At 73.9% G+C, this 16,491-nt stretch carries 11 protein-coding genes and 1 pseudogene; 2 read left to right on the top strand and 10 right to left on the bottom strand.

All coding sequences use genetic code 11. The annotated features are described in order from the left end of the window. Positions 1-48 precede the first annotated feature (48 nt). The 4 genes from infB to ET471_RS11480 form a co-directional block, all read right to left on the bottom strand. Positions 49-2,970 (bottom strand): translation initiation factor IF-2, encoded by a 2,922-nt coding sequence (infB, locus tag ET471_RS11495; protein ID WP_129188463.1) that lies wholly within the window; start codon positions 2,968-2,970, stop codon positions 49-51. Positions 2,971-3,127: 157 nt separating this feature from the next. Beyond that, complete coding sequence (locus ET471_RS18595; protein WP_242496260.1) at positions 3,128-3,319, bottom strand: YlxR family protein; 192 nt, start codon at positions 3,317-3,319, stop codon at positions 3,128-3,130. 203 nt (positions 3,320-3,522) lie between these two features. Beyond that, a complete protein-coding gene (nusA, locus tag ET471_RS11485) occupies positions 3,523-4,557 on the bottom strand; it encodes a transcription termination factor NusA (protein ID WP_129188461.1) in 1,035 nt (344 codons plus the stop codon). A gap of 1 nt (position 4,558) precedes the next feature. Further along, entirely contained in the window at positions 4,559-5,125 is a 567-nt protein-coding gene (locus ET471_RS11480; RefSeq protein ID WP_129188459.1) for a ribosome maturation factor RimP, read from the bottom strand. Between the two features lie 184 nt (positions 5,126-5,309). On the opposite strand from ET471_RS11480, the gene ET471_RS11475 reads away from it, so the two are divergent. Continuing rightward, positions 5,310-6,383, top strand: coding sequence for a DUF4439 domain-containing protein (locus tag ET471_RS11475; protein WP_129188457.1), 1,074 nt, complete (start codon positions 5,310-5,312; stop codon positions 6,381-6,383). A 69-nt stretch (positions 6,384-6,452) separates the two neighbouring features. Here ET471_RS11475 and ET471_RS11470 read toward each other — a convergent pair. Further along, positions 6,453-8,281: pseudogene (locus ET471_RS11470) on the bottom strand (proline--tRNA ligase). A 204-nt stretch (positions 8,282-8,485) separates the two neighbouring features. On the opposite strand from ET471_RS11470, the gene ET471_RS11465 reads away from it, so the two are divergent. Further along, positions 8,486-9,382: an Fpg/Nei family DNA glycosylase gene (locus ET471_RS11465; protein WP_129188455.1), complete on the top strand. Its 897-nt coding sequence runs from the start codon at positions 8,486-8,488 to the stop codon at positions 9,380-9,382. Here ET471_RS11465 and ET471_RS11460 read toward each other — a convergent pair whose 3' ends face one another. The 5 genes from ET471_RS11460 to ET471_RS11440 all read right to left on the bottom strand — a co-directional run bounded on the left by ET471_RS11460 (position 9,383) and on the right by ET471_RS11440 (position 16,368). Continuing rightward, entirely contained in the window at positions 9,383-11,293 is a 1,911-nt protein-coding gene (locus tag ET471_RS11460) for a DUF4914 family protein (RefSeq protein WP_242496535.1), read from the bottom strand. A 147-nt stretch (positions 11,294-11,440) separates the two neighbouring features. After that, a complete protein-coding gene (locus tag ET471_RS11455) occupies positions 11,441-12,370 on the bottom strand; it encodes a GNAT family N-acetyltransferase (RefSeq protein WP_242496259.1) in 930 nt (309 codons plus the stop codon). Positions 12,371-12,393: 23 nt separating this feature from the next. Beyond that, positions 12,394-13,542 carry a flavodoxin-dependent (E)-4-hydroxy-3-methylbut-2-enyl-diphosphate synthase gene (gene ispG, locus ET471_RS11450; RefSeq protein ID WP_129190929.1) on the bottom strand — a complete coding sequence of 383 codons (1,149 nt, stop codon included), beginning with the start codon at positions 13,540-13,542 and terminating at the stop codon, positions 12,394-12,396. Positions 13,543-13,626: 84 nt separating this feature from the next. Then, positions 13,627-14,925, bottom strand: a complete 1,299-nt coding sequence (locus ET471_RS11445) for a M50 family metallopeptidase (RefSeq protein ID WP_129188451.1) — start codon at positions 14,923-14,925, stop codon at positions 13,627-13,629. Between the two features lie 9 nt (positions 14,926-14,934). Beyond that, positions 14,935-16,368 carry a purine-cytosine permease family protein gene (locus tag ET471_RS11440; RefSeq protein WP_129188449.1) on the bottom strand — a complete coding sequence of 478 codons (1,434 nt, stop codon included), beginning with the start codon at positions 16,366-16,368 and terminating at the stop codon, positions 14,935-14,937. Positions 16,369-16,491: the final 123 nt, after the last annotated feature.

Below are 16,491 nucleotides of genomic sequence, written 5' to 3'. Positions count from 1 at the left end.
CCCGGGCGTCCAGAGGACTCCCGGGCCGCCGTCGTAGGTCAGACGTTGTCAGCTGCGCGGCTTCTCGCGCATCTCGAACGTCTCGATGATGTCGCCCTCGGTGATGTCGTTGTACGACCCGAGACCGATACCGCACTCGAAGCCCTCGCGGACCTCGGTGACGTCGTCCTTCTCGCGGCGCAGCGAGTCGATCGTCAGGTTGTCCCCGACGACCTTGCCGCCGCGCATGACGCGCGCCTTCGAGTTCCGTCGGATGGTGCCCGAGCGGATGATCGAACCGGCGATGTTGCCGAACTTCGAGGAACGGAAGACCTGGCGGATCTCCGCGGTCCCGAGCTGGACCTCCTCGAACTCCGGCTTGAGCATGCCCTTGAGCGACGCCTCGACGTCCTCGATCGCCTGGTAGATGACCGAGTAGAACTTGACCTCGACGCCCTCGCGCTCCGCGAGCTGCTCGACGCGCTCACCGAACTTGACATTGAAGCCGATGATCACGGCCGAGTCGACCGTGGCCAGGTTCACGTCGTTCTGCGTGACCGCACCGACGCCGCGGTGGATGACGTTGAGCGACACCTCGTCGCCGACGTCGATCTTGAGCAGCGCGTCCTCCAGGGCCTCGACCGCACCCGCGACGTCACCCTTGAGGATGAGGTTGAGGGTCTCGACCTTGCCCTGCTCGAGAGCCTTGGTGAAGTCCTCGAGGCTGATGCGCTTGCGGCGCTTGGCCAGGAGGGCGGCACGCTCGGCGGCCTCGCGCTTCTCGGCGATCTGACGGGCGGTGCGCTCGTCCGGGGCCACCAGGAACGTGTCACCGGCGCTCGGCACCGACGACAGACCCAGCACCTGGACCGGGCGCGCCGGCTCGGCGGCGGTCACGGACTCGCCGTGCTCGTCGAACATCGCACGCACACGGCCGTGGGCCGTGCCCGCGACGATCGCGTCGCCGACCTCGAGCGTGCCGGACTGCACCAGGACGGTGGCCACGGCACCGCGGCCGCGGTCGAGGTTGGCCTCGATCGCGACACCGCGCGCGTCCTTGTCCGGGTTGGCGCGCAGGTCGAGCGCGGCGTCCGCGGTGAGCAGGACGGCCTCGAGGAGGCTGTCGATGCCGATGCGGTTCTTCGCCGAGACGTCGACGAACATGGTGTCGCCGCCGTACTCCTCGGCCACCAGGTTGTACTCGGTGAGCTGCTGGCGGATCTTCGCCGGGTTCGCCGACTCCTTGTCCACCTTGTTGACCGCGACCACGATCGGCACACCGGCCGCCTGGGCGTGGTTGAGCGCCTCGATGGTCTGCGGCATCACGCCGTCGTCGGCCGCGACCACGAGGATCGCGATGTCCGTGACCTGGGCACCACGGGCACGCATGGCGGTGAACGCCTCGTGACCCGGGGTGTCGATGAACGTGATGGCGCGCTCGACGCCCTCGTGCTCCGTGCGGATCTGGTACGCACCGATGTGCTGCGTGATGCCACCGGCCTCGCCCGCGACGACGTCCGTGCGACGGATGGCGTCGAGGAGCTTGGTCTTGCCGTGGTCGACGTGACCCATGACGGTCACGACCGGCGGACGCGGCTGCAGGTCCTCGTCGCCCTCGGCCTCGAGCTCGGCGTCCAGGTCGATGTCGAAGGCCCCGAGCAGCTCGCGGTCCTCCTCCTCGGCCGAGACCATCTCGATCTTGTAGCCCAGCTCCTCGCCGAGGACGCCGAACGTCGCCTCGTCGAGCGACTGCGTCGCCGTGGCCATCTCACCGAGGTGGAACAGCACCGTGACGAGCGACGCGGGGTTCGCGTCGATCTTGTCGGCGAAGTCGTTCAGGGACGAGCCCTGACGCAGGCGGATCGTGGTCGAGCCGTTGCCGCGCGGGACGGACACGCCGCCCAGCGACGGCGCCTGCATCGCCTCGAACTCCTGGCGCTTCGCACGCTTCGACTTCCGCCCACGGACCGGACGACCGCCTGCACGGCCGAACGCACCCTGCGTGGAACCACGACCGGCACCACCGGGGCGACCGCCGCCGCCACCGGGACGGCCGGCGAAACCGCCGCCGCCACCGGGCGCGCCGCCGGGACCGCCACCACCGGGACGGCCGCCGTAGCCGCCGCCACCGCCGGGACGACCACGACCACCGGCGCCCGCGCCCGCACCGGCCGGGCGGTCGCCCGGACGCGGCATCGAGGTGCGGCCGGGCATCATGCCCGGGTTCGGGCGCGGGCCGCCACCGGGACGCGGCGCCGCGGGACGCGGGCCACCCGGACGGGGACCACCGGGACGGGGACCGCCCGGACGCTCGCCGGCACCGGCCGCAGCCGCGGGAGCGTTGTCGTTGCGGGCTGCGTCACGATCGGGGCGCTGGCCCGGGCGCGGCATCCCCTGGCTGGTCGCGAAGGGGTTGTTGCCCGGACGCGGGGTGCGCTCACCGGCACCGCCGGCACCGGGGCGACCGCCCTGACGGGGCATGCCCTGCGACGAGGCGAACGGGTTGTTGCCCGGGCGCGGGGCGCCGGGGCCGGACGGACGACCGCCACGGTCACCGCTCGGGGCCGCAGCCGGGCGCGGGGCACCCGGGCGAGGCGCGGGCGTGCCCGCGGGACGCGGCTGTGCCGGGCGAGCGGCCGGGGCCTCCTGCGCAGCCGGCGCGGGGGCCGGGGCAGGCGCGGGGGCCGGAGCCGGGGCGGCGGGAGCCGCCGCGGCCGGAGCCGCGGGAGCCGCAGCCTGGGGCGCGGGAGCCGGACGGGCCGGCGTCGGGACGGGAGCGGCCGGAGCCGCAGCCTTCGGCGCAGGAGCAGCAGGCGCCGCCGCGGGCGCAGCGCTGCTCTTGTGCTTCTCGCGCATCATGCGCTCGACCGGTGCCTCCAGCGTCGACGACGCCGACCGGACGAACTCTCCTGCGGACTTCAGATCATCCAGCAGGGCCTTGCTAGTCACGCCGAGCTCCTTGGCAAGCTCGTGCACGCGGACCTTCGCCACATCTCTCCTGTCTCGGCCCTCCCCGGGACAGGGTGGACCGTCGTTAGTACTGAGTACTCATCGCTGGGGACTCATCGGGTGCCCATCGGCTTCGAACCCGCTTCCTTCTCGACGTACACGTGGTGCGGCCGGGGCTCGGGCCCCGGTCGGGAATCGGTCAGCGCTCCAGGCTTTCCCGGACACGCGTCAGGTCCAGCGGGGCGGTCACGCGCAGAGCGCGCGGCACGGCCCGCCGTCGGACGGCGAGGTCCAGGCACGCGGTGGTGGGGTGGACCCAGGCGCCGCGCCCTGGCAGGGCCTTGCGCTCGTCCACCACGACCCGAGGTTCCTCGGGTCCGGCGTCCGGCACGAGGACCAGCCTCAGGAGTGCCGACCGCAGGTCACGCTCCCGGCATCCGACGCACGTGCGCACCGGGCCGGCAGCGGGTGCCGGTGAGGGGGTGCGGGAATGTGCAGGATCCTGGGCGCGCGGCCCGGTCGCCGACAGTCTAGCGCGCACCGGGGACTTCCCGGGCACCGGGACCGACGACGACGACGTCCGGCCCGCCTCCGTCACGAGGCGTCGGCACCCGCCGCGGGTGCCGGGTCGACGGCCTCGTCGGAGCGGATGTCGATCCGCCAGCCGGTGAGCTTCGCGGCCAGGCGGGCGTTCTGCCCTTCCTTGCCGATCGCGAGCGAGAGCTGGTAGTCCGGCACGACGGCGCGTGCGGCGCGCGCGTCCTCGTCGACGACGGTGACCGACGTCACGCGCGCCGGGGAGAGCGCCTCGCCGACGAACCTGGCCGGGTCGTCGTAGTGGTCGATGATGTCGATCTTCTCGCCGTGCAGCTCCGTCATGACGGCCCGCACGCGGGCGCCCATCGGGCCGATGCAGGCGCCCTTGGCCGACAGGCCCTGGACGCGCGAGCGCACGGCGACCTTGGAGCGGTGCCCCGCCTCGCGGGCGATCGCCGTGATCTCGACCGAGCCGTCGGCGATCTCCGGGACCTCGAGCTCGAAGAGCTTGCGGACCAGGCCGGGGTGCGTGCGGCTCAGGGTCACCTGGGCACCCTTCGCGCCGCGGGCGACCTCGACGACGTAGGCGCGCAGGCGCTCGCCGTGCACGTACTCCTCGGTGGGCACCTGCTCGTGCGGCGGCAGCACGGCCTCCGTGCCACCGATGTCGACCATGACGACGCGCGGGTCGCGGCCCTGCTGGATGACGCCCGAGATGACCTCGCCCTCCTTGCCGCGGAACATGCCGAGCACCTGGTCGTCCTCGGCGTCGCGCAGGCGCTGGACGATGACCTGGCGGGCCGTGGCGGTGGCGATGCGGCCGAAGTCGCTCGGCGTGTGCTCGAACTCGGGGCCGAGCTCGACGAGCGGGCGGCCCTCCGGGTCGGACGGGTCCGGGGTGCGGATCTCCTCGCGCGCCCACACCGTCACGTGGCCCGAGCGGCGGTCCACCTCGACGCGCGCCTTGACGTAGGCGTCGGGCGTGCGGTGGTAGGCGGACAGCAGCGCCGACTCGATCGCCTCGACCAGCACGTCCAGGCTGATGTCCCGCTCACGCTCGAGCAGCCTCAGCGTGGTCATGTCGATCTCCATGTCAGCCCTCCTGGGTGCGAGCGTCGCCCGCGTCGTCGTCATCAATCTCAGGGCCGAGGTCGGCGTCGTCGATCCGCTTGAGCTCGACCTCCACGCGCCCGCGGCGCACCGCGGCGACCGGCACGCGCGTGCCGTCGTCGAGCAGGAGCTCGTCGCCGTCCGGGCTCGCGGTCACGTCCTCGAGGCGGCCCGTGGCCTCGCCGCCGTCGGTCAGCGTGAGCGTCACGAGGCGCGTCCGCGCCCGCCTGAAGTGGCGCAGCTCGGTCAACGGCCGGGACGTGCCCGGCGTCGAGACCTCGAGCACGTACACACCGGGCACGACGTCGTCGGCGTCGAGCGCCGCGGAGATCGCGCGCGAGACGGCGTCCAGGGCGTCCGAGCCCAGCGAGCCGACCTCGTCCTCCGGCAGGTCCACCGTCACGCGGACCACCGAGCGCGCCCCGGCGCGGGACACCGTCACAGCCTCGAGGTAGAGCCCCTCGGCGTCGACGGCCGGCGCCACCACGCGGTGCACCGCCTCGGCGGTCGCGGAACCGGGTGAGCTCTTCCGCTCGTCTGGCGCTGCCATCGTCCTGCCTCCCGTCGGCCTGCCGGCTGGTCACTCCGGGTCGGGCGCGACCGGTGTGGTGTTGTGCGACGTCAAGCCTAACGGCCGCGCCCGGTCTCACGACCCGGAACAGCACGTCGCAGGCAGGCTCGGTACGCGACGTGGCACACACTGGGCGGGGGTACCCGGTGGGAGGATCGGGGCGATGGAACGCCAGCCTGCCCCGACCCGCCGCCGGCGACGGCCCCGCGCCCACGCTGCGCTCGTCGCCGCGCTGCTCGTCGGCGTGCTCGCCGGGTGCGGCGTGCGCCTCGAGACGCCCCCGCCCGCGGAGCCCGTCCCGGACGCCCTCGAGCAGGTGCGCCGCACCGCCGTCGCCGACGCCCTGGGCGTCGCGGACCTGGCGACGTCGGCCCAGCAGGCCGAGGGGCTGCCCGAGCCGGTGAGCGCCGAGCTCGCCCGTGTCGCCGCCGACGCGCACGCGCACGTGGACGCGCTGGGCGGACAGTACGAGTCGGGCATCGACCCCGACGACGACGCCGACCTCGATCCGTCGCCGGAGGCTTCCGAGCCGGAACCGCCGGCGACGCCCGCCGAGGTGGTGGGCACGCTGTCCGACGCCGCGGCACGCAACCGCACCGCCGCGACGACGACGTCGGGCGGCGACCTCGCGCGGCTGATCGCGTCCATCGGCGCGTCCCAGGCCGTCTCGGCGACGCGGCTCGCCGCGCTCGCGGCCGTCCCCGGGCCAGACCCGGTCGTCCCGACGATGCCCGCGCCAGGCACCACGACCCAGACGCCCGCCGCCAGCCCGACCCCGTCGCCCGTCGCGACCACCCCGCCCGGCGGCGAGCAGTCGGTGCTGCCCGCGGGCCTGACGGCGTCGGACTTCCGGGCGCTCGTGCTCGCCGAGGACGGCGCCCGCTACGCGCTCGAGGTGCGCGCGGCGCGCACGAGCGGCGACGACCGCGCCCGGCTCCTCGCGCGGTCGCGCGCCCACGGCGAGCGGGCGCAGGCGTGGGCCGAGCTGGGGTCGATCGCGGACACCGCGCAGGACCCGCGCCGCGTGGCGTACGCGATCCCGCGCGCCGACGACGACCCGACGCTCGTGCGCACGCTCGAGACAGGGCTCGGCACGAGCTTCGCGACGCTCGTCGGCACGACCGCGCCCATGACGCGCGGGCTGCTCGTGGACCTGCTCGTCGAGTCGGCGCTCACGCTCGACGCGTGGGGCGCTCCCCCGCTCGCCTTCCCGGGGCTGCCGGAGCAGCTGCCCTGACGCGCCGAGGGCGGCTCCGACCATGGTCGGAGCCGCCCTCGCGCTCTGCCCAGAGCTCTGTCCGGACGGTCAGGCGAGCAGCGCCTCGACCTGGGCCGTGACCGTCGCGACCGCATCCGCGACCGGCAGCTGCTGGGCCTCGCCCGCGCGCGGGCGCACCTCGACGACGCCGTCGGCCAGGCCGCGCCCGACGACGAGGAGCAGCGGCACGCCGAGCAGCTCGGCGTCGGCGAACTTCACGCCCGGGGAGACCTTGGGCCGGTCGTCGTAGATCACCTCGACACCGTTGTCCGCCAGCCCCGCGGCGATGGCGGCCGCGGCGTCGAACACCTCGGTGCCCTTGCCGGTGGCGACGACGTGGACGTGCGCCGGGGCGACGTGCGCGGGCCAGGCGAGGCCCTTCTCGTCGTGGTTGGCCTCCGCGAGCGCGGCCAGGGCGCGCGTGACGCCGATGCCGTAGGAGCCCATGGTGACGGTGACGGCCTTGCCGTTCTCGTCGAGCACCTTGAGGCCAAGCGCCTCGGCGTACTTGCGGCCGAGCTGGAAGATGTGCCCCATCTCGATGCCGCGCGCGAGCTCGAGCGGGCCCGAGCCGTCGGGGCGAGGTCGCCCTCGCGCACCTCGGCGGCCTCGATAGTGCCGTCGGCGGTGAAGTCGCGGCCGGCGACGATGTCGAAGACGTGGCGGCCGGCCTCGTTCGCGCCCGTGATCCAGCGGGTGCCGGGCACGACGCGCGGGTCGAGCAGGTAGGGCACGGCCGACGTCGTCGTGCCGTCCTCCGCCGTGACCTGCGGGCCCTGCGGACCCAGCACGGCCGGGCCGATGTAGCCCTTGACCAGCGCGGGGTGCTTCGCGAAGTCGGCGTCGCCGGCGGGCTCGGCCTCGGCGGGCGAGAGCGCCGCCTCGAGGCGCTTGACGTCGACCTCCCGGTCGCCGGGCACGCCGACGACGAGCAGGCCGCGCGTCCCGTCGGGCTGCGTCACCGCGAGCACCACGTTCTTCAGGGTGTCGGCGGCGGTCCACTCGCGGTCGGGGCGCGGGTGCTTCGCGTTCGCGAGCGCCACGAGCGTGTCGATCGTGGGGGTGTCGGGGGTGTCCTCCACGTGCGCGGCGGGGGCGTCGTCGTACGGGACCGCCTCCGGGACGGGCGTCACGACGGCCTCGACGTTGGCCGCGTAGCCGCCGGCCGAGCGCACGAAGGTGTCCTCGCCGATGGGGCTCGGCGACAGGAACTCCTCCGAGCGCGAGCCGCCCATGGCGCCCGACATCGCCGAGACGATGACGTACTCCAGGCCGAGGCGCTGGAAGATGCGCTCGTACGCGCCGCGGTGCGCGAGGTACGCGGCGTCGAGCCCCGCGTCGGTGTGGTCGAACGAGTACGAGTCCTTCATGACGAACTCGCGGCCGCGGATCAGGCCGGCGCGGGGGCGGGCCTCGTCGCGGTACTTCGTCTGGATCTGGTAGAGCGTCAGCGGCAGGTCCTTGTATGACGAGTACAGGTCCTTGACCAGCAGCGTGAACATCTCCTCGTGCGTCGGCGCGAGGAGGTAGTCGGCCTTCTTCCGGTCCTGGAGGCGGAACAGGTTGGGCCCGTACTCCTCCCAGCGACCGGTGGCCTCGTAGGGCTCGCGCGGCAGCAGCGCCGGGAAGTGGACCTCCTGGGCTCCGATGGCGTCCATCTCCTCGCGCACGATCGCCTCGACCTTGGCGAGCACGCGCAGGCCCAGCGGCAGCCACGTGTAGATGCCCGGGGCGGCGCGGCGGATGTAGCCGGCGCGGACCAGCAGCTTGTGCGACGCGACCTCGGCGTCGGCCGGGTCCTCGCGCAGCGTGCGGACGAAGAGGGAGGACAACCGGAGCAGATCGCTGGACTTGCGATGACGGGCCAGGGCAGACATGCGCCCAGGCTACCGGGACGACGCCGCCCGAACCGACGTCACGCTCCCACGCACAGGCACACGGGCTGATCGTCGGTTCGCGGTCTGATCGTCGGTTGGACTCGACGATCAGACCCCGAACCGACGACCAGAGCGCGGCCCGACGCCGGGCGGCGGGCGGCGGGCGGCGGGCGGTGGGCGGTGGGGTCGGGGAGGATGGGGGGCATGCCTGAGCTGCCCGAGGTCGAAGGGCTCGTCCGGTTTCTTCGCGAGCGGACGCGTGGGCGGACCGTCGTGGCGGCCGACGTCGGGAACATCGCCGCGCTCAAGACGTTCGACCCTCCCCTGGCCGCCCTCGTGGGCGCGACCGTGCGCGGGTGGGCGCGGCACGGCAAGTGGCTGGACATGGAGACGTTCACGTTCGACGACGACGCCGACCCGCACCTGCTCGTCCACCTCTCCCGCGGCGGCTGGCTGCGCTGGTACGACCAGGTCCCCGCGACGACGGTGCGCCCGCGCCTGGGCGGGTCGGCGCGCGGGGCCGTGATCGCGCTGCGGGTGCGGTTCGACGACGACACCGGCTTCGACCTGACCGAGGCGGGCACGCAGAAGCGGCTCGCCGTGCACGTGGTGCGCGACCCGCAGGACGTCCCGCAGGTCGCGAGCCTCGGCCCCGAGCCACTCGACCCCGCGTTCACGGCCGAGACGCTCTCCGGGCTCCTGCACGCCAAGAACCAGCAGGTCAAGGGCCTGCTGCGCGACCAGTACGCCGTCGCGGGCATCGGCAACGCCTACTCCGACGAGATCCTCCACGTCGCGCGCATGTCGCCCTTCAAGCTCACGAAGAGCTTCACGGCCGACGACGTCGAGCGCCTCTACGCGGCCGTCATCGCCACGCTGACCGACGCCGTCGCCGCGGCCGAGGGCAAGCCCGCCAAGGAGCTCAAGGACGCCAAGCGCGCGGGCATGCGCGTGCACGGGCGCACCGGGCAGGCGTGCCCCGTCTGCGGCGACACGGTCCGCGAGGTCTCGTTCGCGGACCGGTCGCTGCAGTACTGCGCCACGTGCCAGACCGAGGGCAAGCCCCTGGCCGACCGGCGGATGTCGCGCCTGCTCAAGTAGTCAGCGCGCGGGCACCACCATCGGGACCGCCCCCGTGACGGGGTACGGCTCCGGCTCGAGCGGCGTGAGGGCGAGGTAGTCGTCCAGGGTGCCGTCCTTCAGGCAGACCTCGATGATCGCCCGGCCCAGCGGGTCGAGGTCGTCGGTGAGGAACTGCTGGAGCTCGGCCTTGAAGAACTCCGTGATGATCCGGGCGCCCGCGTCGTACGCCGCGACGCCCACCTTGGACTGGAGCTCGGGCTGGAGCAGCGACGGGCGGATCTGCTGCCCGTCGAGCTTCATCTCCTTGAGCGCGTACCCGAACAGCGGGCAGCGCGCCGGGGTGAGGCGCTCGCGGCGCAGCGGCCCCTGCCCGCGGCGCGCGAGCCACTCGCGCGTGACCCACTCGGCGGCGAAGCCCACCTTGTACGCGCCGATGTGCTGGTTGGGCGTGAGCACGAACCGGGTGCGCGGCGCGGCGAGGATCTGGCGCAGCAGCAGGTTCGCCGCACCCACCTTGGTGTTGGTCGAGAAGGGCCAGAACGAGCCGACGCCCTCGGCGACCATGCCGCCGTGCGCGATGACGGCCGCCTCGGCGGCCGTCGCGCCGATCGACGGGTTCTTGTCGCCGCGCGGGGTCACGAGGCGCCAGAGCCACGCGAGCGCGGGCGGGATGACGTGCATGAGGCCCATGACGCCGTAGGTCGGGGCCGCAGCGGTGCACGCGGGCATGCGCACGCCGAACGTGCGGACGTCGACCTCCTCCGGCTCGTCGACGATGCCCTTGATCTGGTTGCGCGGGATGATGACGCGCGGGTTCGAGCAGGGCTTGCCGGCGTCGTCGGTGACGTGCTCCCAGGGCAGCGCCGTCGCGCCCACCTTGCCCTCGATGTTGAAGAACACCAGCGGCTCGTCCGGGTGGATGATCGCGCGCTCGAGGTGCGGGTCCTCGCCGTAGCTCGTGAGGTTGTCGACGCGCACGAACCAGCCGTCCTCGGCGTCGGCGATCGTCATCTTGCCGCTGGTGGGGCGCTGCAGCGACGGGTGGCACAGCGTCATGTCGTCCGTGACGGGCTCGAGGCGCGAGGCCTCGGACAGCGTGATGGCGTACGGCTCGTCGGTGACGACGTTGGTGCCGAGCAGGACGCGGCCGTCCTCCTCGCGGCGCAGGTCCTGGCACATCTCGGACTTGCCGCCGCCCGAGGCGCCCTCGTGCATCACGACGGTCTCGTTCTCGTACGGCGTCGTCACGCGGACGGCCGAGGCGTGCGCGGTGATCCAGCCCTCCTGCGTGCCGATGTCGAGCAACGCGGAGAAGACGCCCTTCTTGGCGCTCGGCCCCGGGTACAGGTTGTAGGCCCAGATCTCGTGCAGGGTCTCGGTGCGGTCGTGGACCACCACCTGCTTGCCGTCGAAGTGCGTGTGCCGGAACGGCGGGGCCAGGTAGAGGATCGAGCGCGGGGCGAACGGGCCCAGCTCGTCGAACGTGAAGAAGCCCTGGAGGTCCACCAGCGCCGTGCCGAAGAACCCGCAGTTCTTCGGGATGACGGCCAGGGACGGGCTGCCGAGGCGGGGGCCGCCGGCCTTGAACGGGACGACGATGAGGTCCTGCTCCGCGAGCCATGCGAGCGTGGCCGCCTTGACCGGGGCGAAGGGCCCGTAGTCGGCGGCGAAACGCGGCTTGTCCGAGGGGAGGTCGTCGCCGATGCGCATGCAGTCGGGGTCGCGACGCCGGATGTAGTCCTCGACGTAGTTGACCGAGATGCCGTTGCGGCAGCGGACGACGTCGCCCTCCTTGACGAAGCCGCGGCCCGGCACGTCGAAGCCGATGTCGAAGGTGTCGGCGCCGGCGCCGCCCAGGGAGAGCTCGTAGAGCTCGGCCCGGCTGGCCGGGATCGTGATGCTGCGGGCCGCCTCGAGGCATGCGGCCAGGTACGGGGGAGCGTGAGCTTCCGGAGCACGTCGTCCATTGCCCGATGCAACACTGCCTCGCCGGGTGCACGGGCGACGGTGTCGCGCTCCGATCGGTCACCGACCCAGGCGGCAGTGGAGGTCATACCTCACGACAGCACGGCGAGGTCAGAACAGGACAGTGGCGAAGGTCCCGACCTGTTCGAACCCCACGCGCCGGTACGCGCGCAGCGCCCGCACGTTGAACCCGTTGACGTACAGCGACACCACGGGCGCCACCCGGCGCCGGGCGTCGGCGACGACGGCAGCCATCCCGCCCTCCGACAGCCCCGTGCCGCGCACGGCGGGGTCCACCCACACGCCCTGCACCTGCGCGACGCCCTGCGCGACCGCGCCGAGCTCGGCCTTGAACTCGACGAGCGGGGAGACCCGCCGGTACGGGTCGCCGGGCGTCCCGGCGGCGAGCCGCACGTACGAGCGGCCCTCGGCCACGAGCGAGCGCACGCGCTCCCGGTAGGCGGTGCCTCCCCCGGCGACGGGCGAGTAGCCGACCTCCTCGGTGAACATCGCGACGCACGCGGGCAGCACGATGTTCAGCTCCTCGGGCCGCGAGAGGCGCACGCGCGGGTCGGGCTCGACGTCGGGGTCGCGCGCGATGGCGAGCGACGGCTGGTGCGCGCGGATCTCCCGGGCGCGCGGCCAGTGCCGCTCGAGGCTGGCCCACAGCGCGAGCGCCGCCCCCGACTCCCCCACGATCGACGACGACCGGCGGCCCTGGCCGCGGGCCGTGCGCGCGAACGCCTCGACGGCCTCCGCGGCGTCGTCCCCGAGGGACGCGGGGACGACGGGGACGAGGTTGGCGCCCGCCCAGCAGACCGCCTGCAGCGGCCCGACGGCGGGCCACCCCCACACCTGGCCGCCCGCGGCGGCCAGACCGGCCACGGCCGCGATCTCCAGGCGCGACGACGCGAGCACGGCGGCGACGGGGTCCTGCGCGCAGACGGCGAGCGCCGCGGGCAGGTCGGCGGCGCCGAGCACGCGCGCGAGCCGCACGACCGCCGGTCCGGCGGTGGCGGTGTCAGCGACGACCCGGTCCACGTCGACCTCGCGGTGTCCCGGTCTCAGCCGACCGTCACGAGCGGGCCGGGGCCGTCGCCCTCGGGCACCGGCATCGACTCGGCGATGCGCAGCGCCTCCTCGATGAGCGTCTCGACGATCTCGGACTCGGGGACGGTCTTGATGACCTCGCCCTTGACGAAGATCTGGCCCTTGCCGTTGCCGGAGGCGACGCCGAGGTCGGCCTCGCGGGCCTCGCCCGGACCGTTGACGACGCAGCCCATGACGGCGACGCGCAGCGGCACCTCGAGGCCCTCGAGCCCGGCGGTGACCCGCTCGGCGAGCGTGTACACGTCCACCTGGGCCCGGCCGCACGACGGGCAGGAGACGATCTCGAGCTTGCGCGGGCGCAGGTTGAGGGCCTGGAGGATCTGGTTGCCGACCTTGACCTCCTCGACGGGCGGGGCCGAGAGGGACACGCGGATGGTGTCGCCGATGCCCTTGCTGAGCAGCGCGCCGAACGCCGTGGCGGACTTGATGGTGCCCTGGAAGGCCGGGCCCGCCTCGGTGACGCCGAGGTGCAGCGGCCAGTCGCCGCGCTCGGAGAGCATCTCGTAGGCGCGCACCATGACCACCGGGTCGTTGTGCTTGACCGAGATCTTGAAGTCGTGGAAGTCGTGCTCCTCGAAGAGGGACGCCTCCCACACGGCCGACTCGACGAGGGCCTCCGGGGTGGCCTTGCCGTACTTCGCCAGCAGGCGCGGGTCGAGCGAGCCGGCGTTGACGCCGATGCGCAGCGAGACGCCGGCGTCCTTGGCCGCCTGGGCGATCTGCTTGACCTGGTCGTCGAACTTGCGGATGTTGCCCGGGTTCACGCGGACGGCGGCACAGCCGGCGTCGATCGCGGCGAACACGTACTTGGGCTGGAAGTGGATGTCGGCGATGACGGGGATCTGCGACTTCCGGGCGATGGTCGGCAACGCCTCGGCGTCGTCGGCGCTCGGCACGGCGACGCGCACGATGTCGCAGCCGGCCGCGGTCAGCTCGGCGATCTGCTGGAGCGTGGCGTTGACGTCCGTGGTGGGCGTCGTCGTCATGGACTGGACGCTGATGGGGGCGTCGCCGCCCACCTCGACCTTGCCGACCTTGATCTTGCGCGTGGGGCGGCGGGGGGCGAGGACGGGCGCAGCGCCGGGAGCAGCCGCGGAGGGCATACCGAGATTGATCGCAGTCACCCGCCCAGTATCCCCCTGTCGCGGGGGCTCGCCCGCGCCGTCCGAGCGCTGGTTACCGCGTCGTCAGAAGATCTTCACGGGGTCGACGACGTCGGCCACCATGAGCAGCACGCCCGAGCCGAGCAGCACCACGAACATCACGTAGGCCACCGGCATCATGCGTGCGACGTCGGCGGGGCCGGGCAGCGGGTGCACGCCGCGGAAGCGCGCGACCTGGCGCTTCGCGCCCTCGTAGAGGGCGTTGACGACGTGCCCGCCGTCGAGCGGCAGCAGCGGGATCAGGTTGAACACGAACAGGGCCATGTTCAGCGAGGCGAGCAGGCTGAGCATGATCGCGACCCGGTCGAGCACGGAGGCGTCCATGCCCGCGACGTCGGCGGCGGTGCGGCCCACGCCGATCACGGACATCACGCCGTCCGCGCTGCGCGGGGTGTCGGAGAAGGTCGACTGGGCGGCCTGCCACACCTTCGCCGGGAAGGTGACGACGGCCTCGGCGGTGCCGGTGAACATGCGGCCCACCTCGCCGGGGACCTCCCGCAGCGGCAGCGACTGGCGCGCCAGCGTGGGCGAGAGCCCGAGGAACGCCCCGCTGACGGTCTGGACGTTCCCGTCGGCGTCCGTGACCGGGGTGCCCGCGGCGTCGACGACGGCGCGCTCCGCGTCCACGGGCGTCACGGTGAGCGTGACCTCCTGCCCGGCGCGCTCGACGACGACGGGCACCGCACGGCCCGCCGTGCCGTCGATCGCCTCGAGCAGGGCGCGCCACGTCGTGGTGCTCTGGCCGTCGTAGGACACGACGCGGTCGCCCGGCTGGAGGCCCGCGGCCGTGGCGGGCGCCGGGTCGGCGGCGTCGCAGGGTGCGCCGGTCGCCGTCGGGACGCACGCGCTCACCGACGCGACCGTCGTCGTCTGCTGCGTGAGGCCGATGGCGAAGAACGACGCCGTCATGACGACCGCGAGGAAGAGGTTCATCACCGGGCCGCCGAGCATGACCACGAGCTTCTTGGGCGTCGACAGGTTGTAGAACGCGCGGTGCTCCTCGCCGGGGCGGATCTCCTCGACCGACTGGTCGCGCGTGTCCGCGATGACCTGCGAGAAGAAGCCGCGGCCGGTCCGGCGGGCGCCCGCGGGCGCCGGGGGCATCATGCCGACCATCCGCACGAACCCGCCCAGCGGGAACGCCTTGAGGCCGTACTCCGTCTCGCCCTTCGTCCGCGACCAGAGGGTCGGGCCGAACCCGATCATGTACTGGCTGACGCGCACGCCGAACCTCTTGGCGGGCACCATGTGCCCGACCTCGTGCAGGGCGATGGACAGGGCGACGCCGATGACGACGACCAGGATCCCGACGACGATGCTCACCCGCCCAGCCTAGGCGCCCGGGCTGACCGCCTCCTGGGCGGCGGGCGTGGCGACCTGCGGGGCGTCGCGTGCCGCCCGGTCCGCGTGGCGGCGGTCCAGCGGGGCGACCGCGAGCGTGAGCGCCCCGGCCACCACGAGCGCGGCCACGACCGCCGACCACCCGTTGTCGGCCGGGATGGCGAGCGCCGCCTGCGCCCGCCCCCAGGCCGTGCCCCACGCCGGCCACAGCGCGACGAACGTCGGCGTGACGAGCTCGAACGCGACGAACCCCGCCACCCACGGCACGAACAGCCAGGGCCGCGCGGGCGCCGCGGCGCGCAGGTCGTAGCGGCCGCGGCGCACCACCCAGTGGTCGACGACGAGCACCGCCCCGAGCGGCGTGAACACCGCGCCGATGAGCAGGAGGAACCCCTCGTACGCGTACCCGTCGTCGACCAGGACGCCCAGCGCGGTAGCGACCGCCCCCACGCCGAGCGCGAGCAGGCGGCGGTCGGCGCGCGGTGCGACGTTCTGCAGGCTCACGGCCGTGGAGTAGACGTTCGCGAACGCCTGGTCCACCTCGTCGGCGGCGAGGATCGCCAGGGCGACCGCGCCCGCCGGCACGGCGAGCAGCGCCGCGACCAGGTCGCCGTCGGCCGGGCGGTAGGCGAGCAGGCCGAGCGCCCCGACGCAGAAGAACGCCGCCGAGGCCAGGCCGTACCCGACGCCGACGGCGACGCCGGTGCCCCGCGCGGTGCCGCGCCGCGCGTGCCGGGTGTAGTCCGCGACGAGCGGGATCCAGGACACCGACATCGAGGCCACGAGGTCGACGTTGGTCCACAGCCCGCGCCACCCGCCCGCGCCGACGGGCCCGAGCGGGCGCCGGGCGGCGTCGACGAGGAAGTACGCCGAGCACGCGACGACGACGACGACCGCGGCGCGCCGCAGCAGCGCCGCCGACCCGAGGGGCCGCAGCGCCATCGCGGTGGCGACCACCCCGGCGGCCACGACGAACACCCAGCGCGGCACCTGCGGCCAGACGCCCGAGGCGGCGCGGCCGATGATCCACACCTCGAAGCACGCCCAGCCCAGGCACTGCAGCACGTTGAGCGCGGTGGGCACCCACGACCCGCGGGCGCCGAGCAGGCCGCGGAAGACGACCATGGCCGGCTCGCCGGTGCGGGCGCCGATCGCCGCGACCGCCCCGAGCAGCCCGCACCCGACCAGGGTGCCGACACCGATCGCGACGAACGTCGCGGCGAGCGACGTGGGCACGAAGTAGACGGCGACCACGGGCACCAGCAGGCTGACGCCGAGGCTCGCCCACAGCCCGAGGTGGTCGCGCCCGCGGTGCACGCGCACGGGCGGTCCGTCGAGCGTGACGGGGGCCTCGACGGAGCCCTCGGCGGGTGGTGCCTCGCCGGGGCCGTGGACAGGTTCGCGAACGGGGACGGCAGACGCCATCACGGTCCTCCCTACGCCGGTGTGAGCCGGACAGGTTCGATCGGTCGGCGGCACCCGGCCGCCCTCTCAGCCCGGCGGCCGCTGCGCGGATCCCGGACTCCCGTTGGACGCGGCCCCTGGTCA

The organism is Xylanimonas protaetiae (genome assembly GCF_004135385.1).
GTDB lineage: Bacteria > Actinomycetota > Actinomycetes > Actinomycetales > Cellulomonadaceae > Xylanimonas > Xylanimonas protaetiae.
The sequence above is the reverse complement of the archived record's forward strand: the minus strand, read 5'-3'. Positions and strand labels throughout refer to the sequence as shown.